We start from the raw sequence: 17453 nt of genomic DNA on the forward strand, positions 1-17453 counted from the left end.
CCAAGTGCCTGATTTTCAGACCGTTTCGACCCGCTCGCCCGCCCGGCAGGGCTCCCCCCGCATCAGCCTGACGGCCTAGGAGGCCGCGCCGATGCCCAGCTACTACGCCTCGCAGAACTTCTCCGTCCCGGTCCGCGCCGGCTATGAGAACGCCTCGGTGCACGAGGTCGCGGTCGGCGACTTCAACGGCGACGGCAAGGTCGACGTCCTGCTGACCTACTTCCTCTATCCCCTGGAGAATCGCGGCACGCCGGTGCGCTTCCTCGCGGGCGACGGCGCGGGCGGGTTCACCGACCGGACGGCCGGCATCGCCGGCGGCGCGCCCGCCACCGTCCACGCCCGCGAAGTCGTGGTGGGCGACTTCAACAGGGATGGCCGGGCGGATGTCTTCGTGGCCGACCACGGCTACGACACCAATCCGTTCCCGGGCGCGCAGAACGCCCTGCTGCTCTCCAGTGGCGCGACGGGTCTCGCCAACGCCACGGCGCAGCTGCCCCAGGTGTCGGACTACACCCACTCCGCCGAGGCCGCGGACATCGACCGGGACGGCGACCTCGACATCTATGTGGGCAACGGCGGCGGCGGCACGGCCTGGGTCAGGCCCTTCTTCCTGATCAACGACGGCGCCGGCGGCTTCACGCGCTCGGCGTCGAACCTGCCGACCTCGATCACGGCGGCCGGGGGCCCGAACCACTGGGCCGAGGCCTTCATCGATGTCGACGCCGACGGCGACCAGGACCTGTTCCTGGGCTCGAGCACCAATACCGGCTCGCGCCTGCTGCTCAACAACGGTCAGGGCGTCTTCACCGACTCCGGCCGCAACCTCCCGCGGGGGCTCCCCAACGCCGACGCGGTGGACATCCAGGCGTTCGACGCCAACGGCGACGGACGCCTGGACCTTGTCGCCAACTATTCCGTGCCGGCCGGCGCGGAGATCCACCGGCAGATCCAGCTCCTGCTGAACGACGGCGCGGGCGGCTTCACGGACGCCACCGCGACCAGCCTGCCCGGCTCCATGAACGCCGGCATCTGGGTGCGGCGCGTCCACCTGGCCGACGTCAACGGCGACGGGCTCACGGACATGGTGCTCTCCGACCGCTCGAGCGCGCCGTTCTACCTGAACGACGGCATGGGGAACTTCATCCAGACGCCGTCGCTGCTGCCGGGCAACGAGTACGACCAGATCACGCCTGCGGACGTGAACGGCGACGGGCGGACGGACTTCATCGCCTGGCGCGGCAAGTGGGATGGCCAGGAGCAGCTCCGGGTGGACCTCGGGATCGATCCGGGAACCAACCAGCAGGGCACGGCCGCCGCCGAGGGGTTCATGGGCGACAACGACGCCGAGACCATGAACGCGGGCGGCGGCGACGATGTCATCGTGGGCGGCGGCGGGCGGGACTATCTGCGCGGCGACGAGGGCAACGATCGGATCGCCGGCGGCGACGGCTTCGACGACACCCACGGCAACATGGGCGACGACACGGTCTCCGGCGGGCTCGGCCCCGACTGGGTGGTCGGCGGGCGCGACAACGACCTGCTGTTCGGCGGCGCCGACCACGACGTCGTCTACGGCAACATCGGCGACGACACCCAGTCCGGCGGCGACGGCAACGACGTGGTCCGCGGCGGCCAGAACGACGACATCGTCCGCGGCGACGCCGGCGACGACTACGTCTCGGGTGACCGCGGGGACGACACGGTGACCGGCGGGGCCGGCGCCGACCTGTTCCACACCTTCGGGAACGCCGACATCGACCGCGTGCTCGACTTCAACCGGGCCGAGGGCGACCGCGTCCTGGTGGACCCCGGCACCACCTACGCCTTCGCCCAGGTCGGCGCGGACGTGGTCATCACCATGGGCGGCGGCGGCCAGATGATCCTGGTCGGCGTCCAGCTCTCCAGCCTCACGGGCGACTGGATCTTCGGCGCCTGAGCCCTTCCCCCCTTCGCGTGGAGTACCCCCAATGACGACCGTCACCGCCGGCCCCTCGGGCATGGATTTCGAGAACCTGAAGATCAGCGACCTGCTGCTCGGAGACCCGATCACCCAGACCGAGACGCGCTACGTCCTGAAGGACGGCGACTGGACCTATGAGTTCACCGGCCAGTTCACCTACACCGCCGGCGAGATCTCCGACGGCACGGTCACCGGCTGGCGGGAGACCTTCAAGGGCGAGGTCACCTTCGACGCCAGCGGCTTCTCGGTCCCGCTGGCCACCGGCGTCGGCTGGGCGGAGACCAACGCCAACGAGACCGCGCGCAGCACCATCCTGGCGGGCGCCGACAACCTGATCGGCTCCGCCGCGGCCGACCGCATGTACGGCTACGCCGGCAACGACACCATCGAGGGCGGCGCCGGCCGGGACTACCTGCGCGGCCACGACGGGGACGACGTGATCCGCGGCGGCGCGGACTTCGACGACGTGCACGGCAACGCCGGCAACGACACCGTCCACGGCGGGCTGGGCGACGACTGGGTGGTCGGCGGCAAGGACAACGACGTCCAGTACGGCGACGAAGGCTGGGACATCGTCTACGGCAACCTGGGCGCCGACACGGTGAGCGGCGGGGCGGACTCCGACTGGGTGCGCGGCGGCCAGGACAACGACAGCGTCAGCGGCGGCGCCGGCGACGACTGGCTGGCCGGCGACAAGGGCGACGACACCATCTCCGGCGGGACCGGCGCGGACCTGTTCCACACCCACGGCGACGCGGGGATCGACCGCGTGCTCGACTTCAGCCGGGCCGAGGGCGACCGGGTGAACGTGCTGCCGGGCACCACCTACTCCACCGCCCAGGTCGGCGGCGACGTGGTCATCACCATGGGCGGCGGCGGCCAGATGGTGCTGGTCGGCGTGCAGCTCTCCAGCCTCACCGGCGACTGGATCTTCGGGGCGTGAGGCGGCGCTACGAGGTGCGCTGGTCGCGGGCGCTCGAGCTGCTGGCGGTGATCGCCTCGGTGGCGGCCTTCGTCGCCTGGCTGCGGATGCTCTAGGCCTCCTCGACGGCGCGGCGCAGGAGCAGGCGGCGGCCGAGCCACAGCTCGGCCCGCCCGGCGGGCAGCGGCAGGGCCAGGAACCTGGCCCTCGCCGCCGCGTCGTCCGGACAGTTCAGCGTCGCGCCGACCACCAGCTCGTCCCTGTCGTCGAGCACCTGCACACGATAGGCCGCCAACGCTCTCGTCCCCTCTCCGCAGGGGGTAGATAGCCGAGCGGCGGATGAGTCCTTTGTCCCTCAGTCGACATAGCGCCGGTGCCCGGAGCTATTTCTTCTCCAGCAGGATCTGGCCTTCCTTCTGCAGACGGCCCTTCAGCTTGCCGGCGATCATGGCCAGCAGGTTGGGCAGCAGGACCTCCAGCTTCACGGCGGTCTCGGCGACCTCGATGGAGCCCGAGATCGCCTGCCCCATGGCCTGCAGGGAGAAGCGCAGGACGTCGCCGTCCCAGCTCTTGGTGAAGGCGCCGGCGGCGGCCCCCATCTGGCTGGAGAAGCGGCTGAACCCCTCCTCGATCCGGCGGCGGGCCTCGGCGCGCCCGAGCTCGTGGGGAATGTTGACGGTGATCGCCTTGCTCATGTGTCTTCAACGCCCGGGCTGCGCCGGGGGGTTCCGCACGGCGCGGATCACCCCTAGAGCATAGGGCCGTCGGGAGGAGGCTCATGAGCGAAGACCGCAGCGTGTTCGGAGAGGGACGCTACCCGGACTCGGGGCCGCTGGCCGTGCTGTCCCGGCTGTCGCTGCTGGGCGCCGGCGTGGCGATCATCGTCGCCAAGTTCCTGCCGCCGGAGCTGGTGCCGGACTTCGTCCGTTCGCCCAACCTGCAGCACTTCGCCGCCTTCTACGTGCTGACCCTGTGCGCGCTCGCCGCCATGCCGCGGACCAGGCTTCGCACCGCGGCCATCGGCGTGGCCCTCTTCGCCACCCTGCTCGAGGCGCTGCACCTCCTGAGCGGTGCGCCGCTGGGGCCCCTGACCGACAACTGGGTGGCCGACCTGGGCGGCCTCAGCGCGGCGGTCGCGCCCGTCGTGGTCGAGCGCTTCCGCCGGCGGTTCGCCCAGCGCTAGGCGTCAGATGAACGTCCAGCCGCGATCGCGCTCGCGGACGCGCAGGTTGTTCTGCACGTGCCGGACGCCGTCGATGTCGGCGATGTCCTCGATGCGGCGGCGGTCCTCCTTGCGGCGCACGGTGCCGTTGAGGGTCACCTCCCCGTCCTCCACGACGACGTCCACATCGCGCAGGTCGAGCCGGCGCTCGTCTTCCAGCCGCTCCACGATCACCGCCCAGAGCACCCGGTCCGAGGGGCCGCGCCGGCGCGCGTGGCGCTCGTCGCTCCGCTCGCGGCCGCCGAAGAAGCCGCCCGCCCGCTCCATCCAGGACCGGCCGCCGTCGGCCCGCTCGTGTTCGCGCCGCTCGTCGTCGCGGCGATAGTCCCCGGCGTCCATGCGGCGGCCGTAGTCCCGATCGTCTTCCGAGAACCGACGGTAGGCCCGGCCGCGCTCCTCGTCATAGGCGTAGTCGCTGGAGTAGTCGGCCTGGCCGTAGTCGTCCGTGCGGAAGCTCGCCGCCTCGTCCGCCCGGTAGCCGGCGCGCCGGCGCGGGTCGTAGCCGTAGTCGGTGGAATAGTCCGCCTGGCCGAAATCGTCCCGGTCGCGCGTCCGTCCGTAGCGCTCCCGGCGCTCATCGTCCCGCTCCCGCCAGTCATCGCGCGGCATGGCCATTCTCCTCCTTCGAAAGGGGTCCGCGGCTGAAACCTGCGCCGTGGGCATCGGTTCCCGCGCCTGACGCAGGCGTGACGCCCCGCGCGACTCCTGAGACACCAGGGCCGTGCCGACCCCGGACCCGCCGCCGCACGCCGAAGCCCCCGCGGACCACCCGCTGGAGGACGAACTCGCCCAGGCCCTGCCCGACCGTCGCACCACCCTGCCCGTCCTGATTCGCCGGTGGGCGCTCAGGCTGATCCCGGTGATCCTGCTGGGCGCGGCCGGCTATGTGCTCTGGCGCGACTATCACGACCTCGCATTCGCCGACGTGGCGGCGGAGGTGCGCCGCTGGGGACATCGCGCGATCCTCGGGGCGCTGGCGCTGTCGGCGGTCAGCTTCCTGCTGATGGGGGTGGTGGAGAAGGTGGGGCTGCGCTGGATGGGCGCCAGGCTGCCCTGGGCGCCGACCCTGGCCACCGCCTTCATCGCCAACGCCATCGCCCACTCGCTCGGGGCGAACCTGCTGGTCTCCGGCGCGGTGCGGGCCAGGCTCTACGACCGCTACGGGGTCGGCCTGACCCAGGTGGCGGGCGCGACCCTCTTCCAGGGCTTCTCGTTCGCGGTGGGCATCGCCACCCTGGCCGGCGCCGGCCTGCTGCTGGCCAGTCCCCAGGCGCTCGCCGCCTCCGCCATCGCCACGCCAGTGGCGCGAACCACCGGCGCGGTGCTGCTCGCCGCCGTGGCCGCCTACCTGCTGACCTGCGCCCTGCACCGCACGCCGCTGCACGCGTTCGGCCGGACGCTCGCCCTGCCCTCGCCGGGAAAGGCCCTGGTGCAGCTCTCGGTGGGCGCGGCGGACAACGCCACCGCCGCGGCGATCATCTGGATCCTGCTGCCGCCGGGCACGGTGGACTACCTGGCCTTCGTGGGCGCCTACGCCATCGCCTGCGTGGCGGGCCTGATCTCGACGGTGCCGGCCGGCGCGGGGGTGTTCGAGGGCACGCTCTCGGCGCTCCTGCCGCGGGCCCCGGCCGCCTCCCTGGCCGCAGCCTTCCTGGGCTACCGGCTCGCCTATTTCCTGCTGCCGCTGGCCGTGGCGCTGCTGGCCCTGCTGGGCGACACCCTGCGCCGGCCGCGCCGCCGCTAATCCGCCCGCCGGGGGGAACTGCAGCCATTCACATTTGTTGTGGCGGACTGGGACTGGGCGGGCTCCATGACCGCGGGAGGCGGCGAATGGACCTCAACACCGCAAGCCTTGCGGCGCTGACCAAGCTCGTCGGCCTGGAAGGCGCCTACGACCTGATCCTCTGGCGGCCCTATCTCAGCTGGGACGAAGTGGCGTGCGTGCCGGGCTTCGACCCGGAACGGGTGGCCGAGTTGCGCGCCGCCGGCGCCCACATCCGTCTTCCGGGGGATCCGCGCACCCTGCGCGACGACGAAGCCAGGCTCTAGACCAGCCTACTGGGCGAGCAGCATCCGCACCTGGTCGGCCAGCTCGACGGCGGAGAACGGCTTGGGGAACATCAGGGCGTCCTCCACCCCGTGCTTGGACAGGTGGGCGGCGTGGCCGGTGATGTAGACAACCTTGATCTCGCCGTTCAGCTGGCGGGCCTTGCGCGCGATGTCGAAGCCGGTGACGCCCACGCCCAGGTTGATGTCGGTGACCAGGGCCGCGAAGCTCCGCGCCTCCCCCTCGAGGGCCGCCAGGGCGGAGCGGTCACTCAACGCCACCTGCACGTCGAGGCCGACGTCGGCCAGGGCCTCCTCCACGAGCTCGGCGACATCCGGCTCATCTTCGACAAGGAGTACGCTGGTCATCGACTCACTCCGGGGCGGCACAGGGGCGGCCATGGTCCACCGATCGACCCGAAATACGGCGGACTTGGGGCAAGCGGCGCCATCCTCAAAAGACGAGGCCCCGTCGTCCACAGGGACTGACGGGGCCTTGCTGCGGCTGCCGGCTCGGGGGGAGCGCCTGCCGCTGCGAATCGGTAACCGCCGAGCCCGCCGCGCAGTTCCGGCCTAGAGCCAGCGCGACCGCTTGAACCAGAGATAGAGGCCCGCGCAGATCACCGCGATCGCGGCCAGAACGACGTAGTAGCCGTACCTCGCATGCAGCTCCGGCATGTTGTCGAAGTTCATGCCGTAGATGCCGGCGATGGCGGTCGGCACCGCCAGGATGGCGGCCCAGGCGGCCAGCTTGCGGGTGATGGAGCCCTGCCGCTGCTGCTCGAGCAGGCTGGCCACCTCGAACACGGAGGACAGCACTTCGCGCAGGCCCTCCACCCGCACGGACACCCGGCGCACATGGTCGAGCACGTCGCGGAAGTAGGGCCGCACCTCGGCGTCGATGCAGGGGGCCTCGAGGTGTTCCAGCCGGCCGGCCATCTCTTCCATGGGCCCCAGGATGCGGCGGAAGCGCATCAGTTCGCCGCGGATCTGGAAGATGCGCATGATCTCGGTGCGGGCGAGGAAGCTGTCGAGGGCCCGGCGCTCCATCTCCAGGACCTCCTCCTCGATCTCGTCGACGATCGGCACGTAGCCGTCGACCACGAAGTCGAGGATGGCGTGCAGGACATAGTCGCCGCCGTGGGCGAGCAGCCGCGGCGCGGCCTCCAGCTGGGCGCGCAGGTCGGTGTGGGCGCGGGCCGAGCCGTGCCGGACGGTGATGATGTGCTGGGGGCCCAGAAAGATGTGGGTCTCGCCGTAGGCGATGATCCGGTCCTGGGTCTGGGCGGTCTTGGCCACCACGAACAGCTCGCCGTCATAGACCTCGGCCTTGGGCAGCTGGTGCGCCTTCAACGCGTCCTCGACGGCCAGGGCGTGCAGGCCGAAGCGGCTGGCGAGCACCCGCAGCTCGGCCTCGCCAGGTTCGAAGAGACCGATCCAGGCGAATTCGTCGGGCGCGAGGCTGAGGCTCTCCACGCTGTCGAGGGTCAGCGCCCGGACCCGCTGGCCGTGGCGATAGACATAGGCGGCGACGACGGTCATGGCGCAGGCCTAGCAGGGTTCGCCGCAGGGCTCCAAACGAGGGCGTCTGGCGCTCCAGGGACCGGCGCCGGCAGATCGCGCCTGGGTTGCGGGTGACGGAATGTCGCGGCCGCAGAACCCCCATTTGGCCCAGAATGGGTTTCCTACAGGTTGTAGCAACTCTCCCAGCACGCGAAATTCGCCTGGCCGAGTTACCTCCGAAGGGTGTTCGGTTCGGTGAGCGGGACAGAGCCGAAGACATCGCCCGCAGCCTGGCTACGTCCCCCTGGACAGGGAGCCGGCCGCCCCCGGGGAGCGTCATGCCCCGTTTTTTTCCAGTCCGACGAGCGCCCTCAGTGGGGACGCATGGCCTCGACCTCCGCGGCCGTGACCGGCTCGGCGTAGGTGTTGCCGAAGTGGGTGCGCAGGTAGGTGACGAGCTCAGCCACCTGGGCGGAGGTCAGGGCGCCCCGGAAGGGCGGCATGCCGCCCTTGCCGTTCTCCACCATGTAGATGGCGTAGGCCGCGGTCCCCAGCCGCTCGTTGCGGGCGAGCGCCGGAAAGGCCCCTGCCCCCCTGGCGCCCGCGGCGTCGGCCATGTGGCAGGTCTGGCAGTACATCCGGTAGACTTCCTCGCCGGTCTTCGGCACGGGCGGCTTCGCGCCGCCGGGCCCGGGCTCGTCGGCGAGGCTTGGGGCCGCCATGGCGGCGGCGGCGATCGCGAAGGCGAACAGGCGGATCCGCATCTCAGGCCTCCAGGGCGCGTTTGTGCAGGCGGGTGATGGCGTCAAGCGCCGAGAGCAGCGAGCCCTCCATCCAGCAGCCGACGTAGGAGGCGTGCTCGCCGGCCAGGACGACCCGGTCTTCCAGCGCCACGAGCTCCTGGTAGTGGTCGCGGCGGGTCTCCTCGTTCCAGCGGGCGCAGCAGCCCATCACCCAGGGCGTGCGGCTCCAGGCGACCGAGGCGCCGCTCAGGAATTCCTTGCGGTAGCTGCCAGGGTGGAACACCGAGCCTTCGCGCAGCGCGAGCTCGATCCGTTCCTCCGGCGTCATGCCGCCCAGGTGATAGCCGCCCGGACCGTTGGCGAAGGCCCCCAGGAGCACCGCCGGTCCGTCCTGGAAGAAGTTGTTGTTGGGATAGGAGACGAGGCCGATCTGCTGGTTGGTGAAGGAGTGGCCGCCGTAGATGTCGTGGTCCTCCTCCCAGAACCGACGGCGCATCTCGAGCCCGATCTTCACGGAGGAGGAGTAGGGCACGGCCTGGATGGCGGCGTTCTTCTTCGCCGACAGATTGTTCTCGATCTGGCTCAGCACCGTCAGCGGGATGGTGCAGACGCAGAAGTCGGCCTTGGCCTCGGTCACCGCGCCGGAGCCGGTGTCCGCGTAGGTGACGGTGACGCCCGAGCGGTCCTGGTGGAGCTTCGTTACCTTGGCGTTGTAGGTGATCAGGTGGCCGACCTGCCGGGCGAAGCCCTCGCCGATCTTGCCCATGCCGCCCACCGGCTGGAACATGGTGGTCTGGAACTCGTCGTTCATGAAGAAGGCCATCTGGGCCCAGACGCCGGACTTCAGCACCTCGTCGAAGGGGAAGAGGTCCGAGGGCCGGGGCGCGCCGTTCACCCCGCCGCCGGGTGGAAGCTCGAAGCCCCGGTGGCTGGAGGACCGGAAGCCCTTCACATAGCGCATGTCGTCGTCGAGCATGCCCCAGCCGCGGAGCGCCTCCTTCAGGCGGTCCATGTCCTCGGGCGTGAGGCGCGCATCCAGGGCCTTCTGGTCGATGGCCTTGCCGAGCAGTTCGGCGACGTTGCCCTCGAAGTCCGCGGCCAGCGACCGGAACCGCTGCGGCGCGCCGCCGAAGGCCTCGGTCGAGTGGACATAGGCGTTGTGGTTGAACTGGATGAAGGGCTCCAGCGCCACGCCGAACGCCTTGCAGTAGTGCAGCAGGGTCCGGTGGTGGTGCGGGATCCGCCAGGGGCCCGGGTTGAGGTAGTTCCCCTTGGCGAAGCGCACGTGCTGGGTGGCGCCGCCCATCTCGGTGAAGGTGTCGCCGCCGTGCAGGGACCAGTTCCGGCCGCCGGCGCGGTTCTGGTATTCCAGGATGCGCACCTTGTAGCCCGCCCGGGTGAGCTCGTGGGCGGCGAGCATCCCGGCCAGCCCCGCGCCCAGGACGATGACGGAGGCGCCCTTCCGTGCGCCCGACAGGTCCGGCGGCCCGTCGAAACGGGTCTCCGCCGCGTGACCGAAGGTGGTCATCATCTGGTAGATCGCGGCCGTGCCGCCGATCATCCCGATCGCCTGGAAAAGCTGGCGCCGTGTCGGCGCCTGTCGTTCGGAAGCCATCCCCAACCCGCCCGCTGCTGAACTGGGACGAGGCTAGTGAACGGCGATAAGGCTGCGCGAGCGGCGAGCGGCCGCGGCGGCGCAGATTCCTCCGGATGGGCGGAACTCCGCCGCCCGCTGTCTAGCCGATGGGCAGAGAGGCCCTAGATCGTCTCGTCCAGCAGGCCCTCGACGAACTCCGGCAGCCAGGGATTGCGGCCGGGCTTCAGCCGTTCGGCGCGGTAGATGTGGCTCAGGTCCGCGTAGGCGCGGTCGAAGTCCTTGTTGACGATGACGTAGTCGTACTCGCCCCAGTGGGTGATCTCGCGCTTGCCCAACTCCAGCCGCTGGTTGATCACCTCGACGCTGTCCTGGGCGCGGGCGTGCAGCCGTCGCGCCAGGTCGGGCCAGGACGGCGGCAGGATGAACACCCGCACCGAATCGGCCGGCGCCTGCTCGGCGATCTGCCGCGCGCCCTGCCAGTCGATGTCGAACATCACGTCCTTGCCGGCTTCGAGGGCCGCCATCACCGGCGCCTTGGGGGTGCCGTAGAGCTGGCCGTTCACCTCGGCCCATTCGAGGAGCTCGCCCGCCGCGATCATCGCCTCGAACTCGGCGCGCGCCTTGAAGAAGTACTCGCGGCCCTCCTCCTCGCCCGGCCGCGGCTTGCGGGTGGTGGCGGAGATGGAGAGCGTCATGCCGGCAAAGTCGGCGACCAGGCGGCGCGACAGCGAGGTCTTGCCGGCGCCGGCGGGGCTGGAGACCAGCATCAGCAGGCCGCGGCGGACCGTCTCCCACGGCTTGGCGTGATGGTCGTCGTGGGTGCTCAAGACGCCCTACTCCACATTCTGGACCTGCTCGCGGAACTGCTCGATCACGGCTTTGAGGTCGAGCCCCACCGTGGTCAAGCCGGCGATGGCCGACTTCGAGCAGAGGGTGTTGGCCTCGCGCATGAACTCCTGGGTCAGGAAATCCAGCCGCCGGCCGACGGCGCCGTCACCGCCGACCAGGGCGCGCGCGGCGTCGATGTGGCCGGAGAGGCGATCGAGCTCCTCGCGGACGTCGGCCTTCACGGCCAGGGCCGCGGCCTCCTGCAGCACCCGCTCCTCGGGCACCGCGTCGCCGGCCAGCTCCGCCATGCGCCGCTCGAACCGCTCCTTGATGGCCAGGGGCTGGGCGGCGGCATGGCTCTCGGCCGCGGCCACGAGCTCGGCGATGCGCTCCATCTGCCCGGCGAGCACGCCCGTGAGCGCTCCGCCCTCCTCCCGGCGCGCGGCCAGGAGGCCGTCCAGGGCCGCGCCGATGGAGGCCGCCATGGCCGCCTCGAGCGCCGCCTGCGCCTCCGGATCGTCTTGCCCGTCGGCCGCCTCGATGACGCCCTTCAGACCCAGCAGGCCGTCGAGCCTCGGCGGCGCGACCATGCCGGTGGCCACATAAGGGCCGCCGGCCGAGAGGTAGCGCTCCAGCTGGTCGATGTTCACGCGGACCGATCCGGCGCCCTCGGTCCGGCGGGCCTGCAGGCCGATGGTGAGCTGGCCGCGCTGGAAGCGGGCCTGCGCGCCCTCGCGGGCGGCGCGCTCCAGGCCCTCGAAGCCTGGCGGCCCGCGGAAGCGGACCTCCAGGTTGCGGCCGTTGACCGAACGGGCCTCCACCGCCCAGCTCCAGGCGCCGGAGGCGCCCTCCGCCCGGCCGAAGCCGGTCATGCCCGAGATCGCCATGTCTACCGCCCCGTCCCCGGCCCCGCCGCCGTCCGGGCCGCGCGCTCACGCTCCACGCGCCGCCACTGGGCGACGTTGCGCTGGTGCTCGTCAAAGGTCGAGGCGAACACGTGGCCGCCCGAGCCGTCGGCGACGAAGAACAGCTCCGTGCTGCGCGGCGGGTTCAGCACCGCCTCGATCGAGGCCCGCCCCGGATTGGCGATCGGCGTCGGCGGCAGGCCGTCGATCCGGTAGGTGTTGTAGGGCGTGGCGGCGGCCAGCTCGGAGGCGAGGATGCCGCGTCCCAGCGGCCGGCCGCGCGAGATGCCGTAGATGATCGTCGGATCGCTCTCCAGGCGCATGCCCTGGCGCAGCCGGTTGACGAACACCGCCGCGATCCTCGGCCGCTCGGCGGCGATCCCGGTCTCCTTCTCGACGATGGAGGCGAGGGTCAGGGCCTTCTCGGGCGTGTCGAACGGCAGGCCCGGCTGCCGCTTCGGCCACAGCTCGGCCATCAGCTTGTCCTGGGCGTCGGCCATCCGCTGCAGGACCGCGGCGCGGCTGTCGCCCCGCTGGACCTGATAGGTATCGGGCAGCAGCGCGCCCTCGGCCGGGACCGGCGCCTGGCCGGTCAGCACCGGCTGGCGCTGCACGGCCTCCCAGGCCATCTCGCTGGTCCAGCCCTCGGGCACGGTGATCAGGTGGCGCACCACGCGGCCGGCGCGGATGTCGTCGAGCACCCGGGCCATGGAGGCCCCGCTACGGAACTCGTACTCCCCGGCCTTCAGGACGCCCGCCGCGCCCGTCAGCCGGGCCGCGGCCATGAACAGCGCCTTGGACTTGATGACGCCGGCCTGGGCGAGTTCGCCGGCGATCTCGGAGAGGCCGGAGCCGCGCTCGAGCACCACGGTGGTGGCCGCGCCCCGCGGGGCCTGAGGGCCGGGCCCGCGGTAGGTCCAGGTGACCCAGGCGCCGGCGACGATCAGGAAGGCGGCGAAGGCCACGGCCACGCCGGCGACCATCCGCAGCGGCCCCGGCGGGGCCTTGCGCGGAACGGCGCGGCGGCGCGGGCGCGGGCGTCGGGTCACGCGACCTTCTTGAAGACCACCGAGGCGTTGGTGCCGCCGAAGCCGAAGGAGTTCGACATGGCGACATTGATCTCCCGCGGCACCGCCTTGTGCGGCGCGAGGTCGATCGGCGTCTCGACCGACGGATTGTCGAGGTTGATGGTCGGCGGCGCGATCTGGTCGCGGATGGCGAGCACCGTGAAGGCCGCCTCGATGGCGCCGGCGGCGCCCAGCAGGTGGCCGGTGGCCGACTTGGTGGAGCTCATGGTGACCTTGGAGGCGGCGTTGCCGAGCAGGCGTTCGACGGCGCCGAGCTCGATCTCGTCGCCGAGCGGCGTCGAGGTGCCGTGGGCGTTGATGTAGTCGATGTCCGCCGGCTCGACGCCGGCGTCCTTGATCGCCGCCTTCATGGCCCGGAAGCCGCCGTCGCCGTCATCGGCCGGCGCGGTGATGTGATAGGCGTCGCCGGCCATGCCGTAGCCCGCCACCTCGGCGTAGATCTTCGCCCCGCGCGCCTTGGCGTGCTCGTACTCCTCCAGCACCAGGATGCCGGCGCCCTCGCCCATGACGAAGCCGTCGCGGTCCTTGTCGTAGGGGCGGCTGGCCTTCTCCGGCGTGTCGTTGAAGTTGGTGGACATGGCCCGGCAGGCCACGAAGCCGGCGATGCCCACGGGCACCACCGAGCCCTCCGCGCCGCCGGCGATCATCACGTCGGCGTCGCCGTACTTGATGATCCGGGCCGCGTCGCCGATGGCGTGGGCGCCGGTGGCGCAGGCCGTCACCACCGAGTGGTTCGGACCCTTGAAGCCCCAGCGGATCGAGACCTGGCCGCTGGCCAGGTTGATGAGAGCCGACGGGATGAAGAACGGCGAGATGCGCCGCGGGCCCTTCTCGTGCAGCTCGATGGCGGTGTCGGCGATGGCGCCGAGGCCGCCGATGCCCGAGCCGATCATCACGCCCGTGCGCTCGCGGCCCTCGCGGTCGTCCTCGCCGGGCATCCAGCCGGAGTCGCGCACCGCCTCGTCGGCCGCGGCGATGGCGTAGAGGATGAAGTCGTCCACGCGACGCTGGTCCTTGGGGGCCAGGGTCTTGTCGGGATCGAAGGAGCCCGGCACGTCCGGTCCGCCGCCGCCGCGGCCGTCCACCCGGGGCACTTCGCAGGCCACCTGGCAGGCATAGGCCGTCGGATCGAAGGCGCTGATGCGGCCCGCGCCGGACTTTCCGGCGAGGATCTCTTTCCAAACGTGCTCGGCGCCGGTCCCCAGAGGGGTGACGAGGCCGATCCCGGTGACGACGACACGACGCATGGCGGGTCCTCAAACGAGAACCGCCGCGGCTTCGGGTGGGACCCTCGGCGACGCGGCGGTTAAATTTCCAAGCAGATTGAGGCGCTTTAGGCGCCCAGACGCTCCTGGATGAACTTCACGGCGTCCCCGACGGTCTGGATGTGCTCGGCGGCGTCGTCGGGGATCTCGATATCGAATTCCTCTTCGAACGCCATCACCAGCTCGACGTTGTCGAGGCTGTCGGCGCCCAGGTCATCGATAAAGCTCGCCTTCTCGGTGACCTTCTCGGGATCGGCGTCGAGGTGTTCGATGACGATCTTACGGACGCGTTCAAGGACGTCGGACATTAGGTAGGTCCCTCAGGCTTAGTCGGTCATTTGCATTCGGCGACAGCGACGCTGGTGTCAACTGCCGCCGAGGTGGATTGGTTCGGGCCGCCGGGTAGCATGTTCGCTTCCGGGTGGCGAGGGCTAGATCATCACCATGCCGCCGTTGACGTGCAGGGTCTGGCCGGTGACGTAGGCGGCCTCCTCGCTGGCCAGATAGACGCACGCGGTAGCCACGTCCCGGCCCGCCCCCAGCCGCCCGGCCGGGATGGTGGACATGATCTGGCCGCGCTGCTGCTCGTTGAGCGCATCGGTCATCGGGCTCTCGATGAAGCCGGGGGCCACGCAGTTCACGGTGATTCCGCGGCTGGCCACTTCCTGGGCCAGAGCCTTCGAGAAGCCGATCATGCCGGCCTTGGAGGCGGCGTAGTTGGCCTGGCCGGGGTTGCCCATGACGCCCACCACCGAGGTGATGCCGATGATCCGACCCGTCCGGCGCCGCATCATCCCCTTCACGGCGGCGCGCGAGAGGCGGAAGTAGCTTTCCAGGTTCACCTTGATCACGGCGTCCCAGTCCTCGTCCTTCATCCGCAGGAGGAGGCCGTCCTTGGTGATGCCCGCGTTGGCCACCAGGACATCGATCGGCGCGCCCGCGGCGGCCTCGGCGGTTTCGATCAGCGCGTCGACGGCCGCGGCGTCGGACAGGTTGGCGGCGACGGTCGAGACGCGCTCGCCCATGCGGGCGGCGGCGTCCTGCAGCACCGCTTCGCGGGTGCCGGAGAGGACCACGTGGGCGCCCTGCTCGTGAAGGGCGCGGGCGATCTCCGCCCCGATGCCGCCGGTGGCCCCGGTGACGAGGGCGGTCTTGCCGGTCAGGTCGAACATGGGCGTCCTCTCTAAAGGCTCTTGGCGAAGGCTTCGAGGTCGGCCGGCGCATTGAGGGGGACCGCCTCGGCGTCGGGCGCGATCCGCTTGACCATGCCGGAGAGCACCTTGCCGGCGCCCGCCTCGGCGAAGCGGGTGACGCCACCCTCCCCGGCCAGCCACAGCACGCTCTCGCGCCAGCGGACCCGCCCGGTCACCTGTTCCACCAGCAGACGCCGGATCGCCTCGGGATCGTTGGTCGGCCGGGCGGTGACATTGGCCACCACGGGCGCCTTCGGGGCGAGGATCGCCGCCTCGGCGAGCGCCTGGGCCATCTCGTCGGCGGCCGGCTGCATCAGCGGGCAGTGGAAGGGGGCCGAGACGTTCAGCGGGATCGCCCGCGCGCCCAGCTCCTTGGCCTTCTCGATGGCGCGGTCGACGGCGGCCTTGGCGCCGGAGATCACCACATTGCCCTGGTTGTTGTCGTTGGCGACCACGCAGACGCCGAGCTCGGCCCCGGCGGCGGCGGCCTCCTCGGCGAGCGCCACATCGGTCTTCGGGCCGATCAGCGAGGCCATGGCGCCCGCGCCCACCGGCACGGCCCGCTGCATCGCCTGGCCGCGCAGCTTCAGGAGCCGGGCGGTGTCGGCCAGGCTGATGGCGCCGGCGGAGGCGAGCGCGGAGTATTCGCCCAGGCTGTGGCCGGCCACGAAGGCGGCCTTCTCCATGCCCACGCCGAACTCGCGCTCCAGGGTGCGGGCGACGGCGACGCTCACCGCCATCAGCGCCGGCTGGGCGTTCTCGGTCAGGGTGAGCTGGTCCTCGGGACCTTCCTTCATGAGCCGGAACAGCCCCTGCCCGAGCGCGTCGTCCACCTCCTGGAACACCTCGCGGGCGGTGGCGAAGGCCTCGGCCAGCTCGGCCCCCATGCCGACCGCCTGGCTGCCTTGGCCCGGGAAGATGAAGGCGAGGCTCATGGGCCGCTCCGTCAGGTCTCAAGAATCCGAGCGGCGAGGGTTAGGGGATAAGGCTATCGTGGGCAAGCAGCAGGGGGAGGACGCCATGAGAGCGGTCGTGCGGCGCAACAAGCAGCTGGTCTGCGACGAGATTCCGGAACTCGAGCCGGCGGAGGGCCAGGTGCTGGTGCGCACCCTGGCCTGCGGCATCTGCGGCTCGGACCTGCACGCGCTCCATCATATGGAGCACATGATTGACCTGTCGCGGCGGGCCGGCGGGATCGACAACGGCTTCGACCCCACGGGGGACACGGTGTTCGGCCACGAGTTCTGCGCCGAGGTGCTGGACTTCGGCCCCGGGACCAGGCGGACCCTGAAGCCCGGCGCGCGGGTGGTCAGCGTGCCGGCGACCATGACGCCTTCGGGCGTCGAGCTCCTGGGCTTCTCCAACCGGCTGCCCGGCGGGTTTTCCGAGCGGATGCTGCTCTCCGAGGCCCTGCTGCTGGAGGTGCCCAACGGCCTGCCCACCGACCAGGCGGCGCTCACCGAGCCCTTCGCCGTCGGCCTGCACGCGGTGGCCAAGGCGCGGATGGATGCGAACTCGGTCGCCCTCGTGGTGGGCTGCGGCCCCGTGGGCCTGGCGGTGATCGGGGCGCTGAAGGCGGCCGGCCACGGGCCGGTGATCGCCGCGGACTATTCTCCGCGCCGCCGGGCCGCCGCCGAGCGGCTGGGCGCCGACATCCTCGTCGATCCGGCCGTCGAGTCGCCGCACGAGCGCTGGGACGCCCTGGGCGTGCCGAAGGCGCGGGCGGCCCAACAGATGGTCCGCATGATGGGCGGCAGCTTCGGCCGGCCGGTGATCTTCGAATGCGTCGGCGCGCCCGGCGTGCTGCAGGGCCTGATCGAGGCGGCCCCCGCCGGCGCCCAGATCGTAGTGGCCGGCGTGTGCATGGAGACCGACCGGATCGAGCCCTCGATCGCCATCACCAAGGAGGTCGAGCTCACCTTCGTGTTCGGCTACACGCCCGAGGAGTTCGCCCAGACCCTGCGCCACCTGGCCGAGGGCGTGATCGACGTCTCGGACCTGGTCACCGGGAAGGTCGGGCTGGAGGGCGTCGCCGGCGCCTTCCAGGCGCTGGCCGATCCGGAGGCTCATGTGAAGATCCTGGTCGCGCCGGGCGCCTGATCCCGCAGAACAAAGCTCTGCCATTACGGGAGAGATCCCTGGAACTCGCCTGCGGAAGCTTGGCTTTCGGGCCCCAGAAGC

The 17453-nt window shown here is 71.2% G+C and carries 20 protein-coding genes; 6 read left to right on the plus strand and 14 right to left on the minus strand.

Features of this window, described 5'->3' with window-relative positions; translation table 11 throughout:
- Positions 1–91 precede the first annotated feature (91 nt).
- A complete protein-coding gene (locus VM685_RS02325) occupies positions 92–1936 on the plus strand; it encodes an FG-GAP-like repeat-containing protein (RefSeq protein ID WP_325458496.1) in 1845 nt (614 codons plus the stop codon).
- A 31-nt stretch (positions 1937–1967) separates the two neighbouring features.
- Entirely contained in the window at positions 1968–2903 is a 936-nt protein-coding gene (locus VM685_RS02330; RefSeq protein WP_325458497.1) for a calcium-binding protein, read from the plus strand.
- Positions 2904–2994: 91 nt separating this feature from the next.
- Here the strand turns inward: VM685_RS02330 and VM685_RS02335 are convergent, their stop codons facing one another.
- Both VM685_RS02335 and VM685_RS02340 read right to left on the minus strand, forming a co-directional pair.
- Positions 2995–3177 (minus strand): hypothetical protein, encoded by a 183-nt coding sequence (locus VM685_RS02335; protein ID WP_325458498.1) that lies wholly within the window; start codon positions 3175–3177, stop codon positions 2995–2997.
- A gap of 88 nt (positions 3178–3265) precedes the next feature.
- Entirely contained in the window at positions 3266–3577 is a 312-nt protein-coding gene (locus VM685_RS02340) for a polyhydroxyalkanoic acid system family protein (RefSeq protein WP_325458499.1), read from the minus strand.
- A gap of 83 nt (positions 3578–3660) precedes the next feature.
- On the opposite strand from VM685_RS02340, the gene VM685_RS02345 reads away from it, so the two are divergent.
- On the plus strand, positions 3661–4065 hold the full coding sequence (locus VM685_RS02345) for a hypothetical protein (RefSeq protein ID WP_325458500.1): 405 nt from the start codon (positions 3661–3663) through the stop codon (positions 4063–4065).
- A gap of 3 nt (positions 4066–4068) precedes the next feature.
- Here VM685_RS02345 and VM685_RS02350 read toward each other — a convergent pair whose 3' ends face one another.
- A complete protein-coding gene (locus tag VM685_RS02350; RefSeq protein WP_325458501.1) occupies positions 4069–4713 on the minus strand; it encodes a BON domain-containing protein in 645 nt (214 codons plus the stop codon).
- Positions 4714–4825: 112 nt separating this feature from the next.
- On the opposite strand from VM685_RS02350, the gene VM685_RS02355 reads away from it, so the two are divergent.
- Positions 4826–5848, plus strand: a complete 1023-nt coding sequence (locus VM685_RS02355) for a YbhN family protein (RefSeq protein WP_325458502.1) — start codon at positions 4826–4828, stop codon at positions 5846–5848.
- A gap of 86 nt (positions 5849–5934) precedes the next feature.
- Entirely contained in the window at positions 5935–6153 is a 219-nt protein-coding gene (locus VM685_RS02360; protein ID WP_325458503.1) for a hypothetical protein, read from the plus strand.
- A 6-nt stretch (positions 6154–6159) separates the two neighbouring features.
- On the opposite strand, the gene VM685_RS02365 is transcribed toward VM685_RS02360, so the two are convergent.
- The 11 genes from VM685_RS02365 to fabD form a co-directional block, all read right to left on the minus strand.
- A complete protein-coding gene (locus tag VM685_RS02365; protein WP_325458504.1) occupies positions 6160–6519 on the minus strand; it encodes a response regulator in 360 nt (119 codons plus the stop codon).
- A gap of 204 nt (positions 6520–6723) precedes the next feature.
- Positions 6724–7692 carry a magnesium/cobalt transporter CorA gene (gene corA / locus VM685_RS02370; RefSeq protein WP_325458505.1) on the minus strand — a complete coding sequence of 323 codons (969 nt, stop codon included), beginning with the start codon at positions 7690–7692 and terminating at the stop codon, positions 6724–6726.
- A gap of 332 nt (positions 7693–8024) precedes the next feature.
- Positions 8025–8417 carry a cytochrome c gene (locus VM685_RS02375; protein WP_325458506.1) on the minus strand — a complete coding sequence of 131 codons (393 nt, stop codon included), beginning with the start codon at positions 8415–8417 and terminating at the stop codon, positions 8025–8027.
- A 1-nt stretch (position 8418) separates the two neighbouring features.
- On the minus strand, positions 8419–10011 hold the full coding sequence (locus VM685_RS02380; protein ID WP_325458507.1) for a flavin monoamine oxidase family protein: 1593 nt from the start codon (positions 10009–10011) through the stop codon (positions 8419–8421).
- Between the two features lie 143 nt (positions 10012–10154).
- A complete protein-coding gene (gene gmk / locus VM685_RS02385) occupies positions 10155–10760 on the minus strand; it encodes a guanylate kinase (RefSeq protein WP_325458591.1) in 606 nt (201 codons plus the stop codon).
- Positions 10761–10826: 66 nt separating this feature from the next.
- On the minus strand, positions 10827–11708 hold the full coding sequence (locus VM685_RS02390; RefSeq protein WP_325458508.1) for a YicC/YloC family endoribonuclease: 882 nt from the start codon (positions 11706–11708) through the stop codon (positions 10827–10829).
- A gap of 2 nt (positions 11709–11710) precedes the next feature.
- Positions 11711–12775, minus strand: coding sequence for an endolytic transglycosylase MltG (gene mltG, locus VM685_RS02395; protein WP_414693333.1), 1065 nt, complete (start codon positions 12773–12775; stop codon positions 11711–11713).
- Positions 12772–14061, minus strand: a complete 1290-nt coding sequence (fabF, locus tag VM685_RS02400) for a beta-ketoacyl-ACP synthase II (RefSeq protein WP_325458509.1) — start codon at positions 14059–14061, stop codon at positions 12772–12774. Before fabF ends, mltG begins: the two co-directional genes overlap by 4 nt.
- Positions 14062–14147: 86 nt before the next feature.
- Positions 14148–14387 (minus strand): acyl carrier protein, encoded by a 240-nt coding sequence (locus tag VM685_RS02405; protein WP_012522113.1) that lies wholly within the window; start codon positions 14385–14387, stop codon positions 14148–14150.
- Between the two features lie 123 nt (positions 14388–14510).
- Entirely contained in the window at positions 14511–15251 is a 741-nt protein-coding gene (gene fabG, locus VM685_RS02410; protein WP_325458510.1) for a 3-oxoacyl-[acyl-carrier-protein] reductase, read from the minus strand.
- Between the two features lie 11 nt (positions 15252–15262).
- Positions 15263–16207: an ACP S-malonyltransferase gene (fabD, locus tag VM685_RS02415; RefSeq protein ID WP_325458511.1), complete on the minus strand. Its 945-nt coding sequence runs from the start codon at positions 16205–16207 to the stop codon at positions 15263–15265.
- A gap of 85 nt (positions 16208–16292) precedes the next feature.
- On the opposite strand from fabD, the gene VM685_RS02420 reads away from it, so the two are divergent.
- Entirely contained in the window at positions 16293–17372 is a 1080-nt protein-coding gene (locus tag VM685_RS02420; protein ID WP_325458512.1) for a zinc-binding dehydrogenase, read from the plus strand.
- Positions 17373–17453 lie beyond the last annotated feature (81 nt).

This window comes from Phenylobacterium sp., from assembly GCF_035539035.1.
In the GTDB taxonomy this organism is placed as follows: Bacteria; Pseudomonadota; Alphaproteobacteria; order Caulobacterales; family Caulobacteraceae; genus Phenylobacterium.

Bases quoted from the DNA above. Each gene is read 5' to 3' on its own strand.
- VM685_RS02325 (WP_325458496.1), top strand. From the start codon at position 92: ATGCCCAGCTACTACGCCTCGCAGAACTTCTCCGTCCCGGTCCGCGCC.
- VM685_RS02330 (WP_325458497.1), top strand. From the start codon at position 1,968: ATGACGACCGTCACCGCCGGCCCCTCGGGCATGGATTTCGAGAACCTG.
- VM685_RS02340 (WP_325458499.1), bottom strand. From the start codon at position 3,577: ATGAGCAAGGCGATCACCGTCAACATTCCCCACGAGCTCGGGCGCGCC.
- VM685_RS02345 (WP_325458500.1), top strand. From the start codon at position 3,661: ATGAGCGAAGACCGCAGCGTGTTCGGAGAGGGACGCTACCCGGACTCG.
- VM685_RS02350 (WP_325458501.1), bottom strand. From the start codon at position 4,713: ATGCCGCGCGATGACTGGCGGGAGCGGGACGATGAGCGCCGGGAGCGC.
- VM685_RS02360 (WP_325458503.1), top strand. From the start codon at position 5,935: ATGGACCTCAACACCGCAAGCCTTGCGGCGCTGACCAAGCTCGTCGGC.
- VM685_RS02365 (WP_325458504.1), bottom strand. From the start codon at position 6,519: ATGACCAGCGTACTCCTTGTCGAAGATGAGCCGGATGTCGCCGAGCTC.
- corA (WP_325458505.1), bottom strand. From the start codon at position 7,692: ATGACCGTCGTCGCCGCCTATGTCTATCGCCACGGCCAGCGGGTCCGG.
- VM685_RS02375 (WP_325458506.1), bottom strand. From the start codon at position 8,417: ATGCGGATCCGCCTGTTCGCCTTCGCGATCGCCGCCGCCGCCATGGCG.
- VM685_RS02380 (WP_325458507.1), bottom strand. From the start codon at position 10,011: ATGGCTTCCGAACGACAGGCGCCGACACGGCGCCAGCTTTTCCAGGCG.
- gmk (WP_325458591.1), bottom strand. From the start codon at position 10,760: ATGCTGGTCTCCAGCCCCGCCGGCGCCGGCAAGACCTCGCTGTCGCGC.
- VM685_RS02390 (WP_325458508.1), bottom strand. From the start codon at position 11,708: ATGGCGATCTCGGGCATGACCGGCTTCGGCCGGGCGGAGGGCGCCTCC.
- fabF (WP_325458509.1), bottom strand. From the start codon at position 14,061: ATGCGTCGTGTCGTCGTCACCGGGATCGGCCTCGTCACCCCTCTGGGG.
- VM685_RS02405 (WP_012522113.1), bottom strand. From the start codon at position 14,387: ATGTCCGACGTCCTTGAACGCGTCCGTAAGATCGTCATCGAACACCTC.
- fabG (WP_325458510.1), bottom strand. From the start codon at position 15,251: ATGTTCGACCTGACCGGCAAGACCGCCCTCGTCACCGGGGCCACCGGC.
- fabD (WP_325458511.1), bottom strand. From the start codon at position 16,207: ATGAGCCTCGCCTTCATCTTCCCGGGCCAAGGCAGCCAGGCGGTCGGC.
- VM685_RS02420 (WP_325458512.1), top strand. From the start codon at position 16,293: ATGAGAGCGGTCGTGCGGCGCAACAAGCAGCTGGTCTGCGACGAGATT.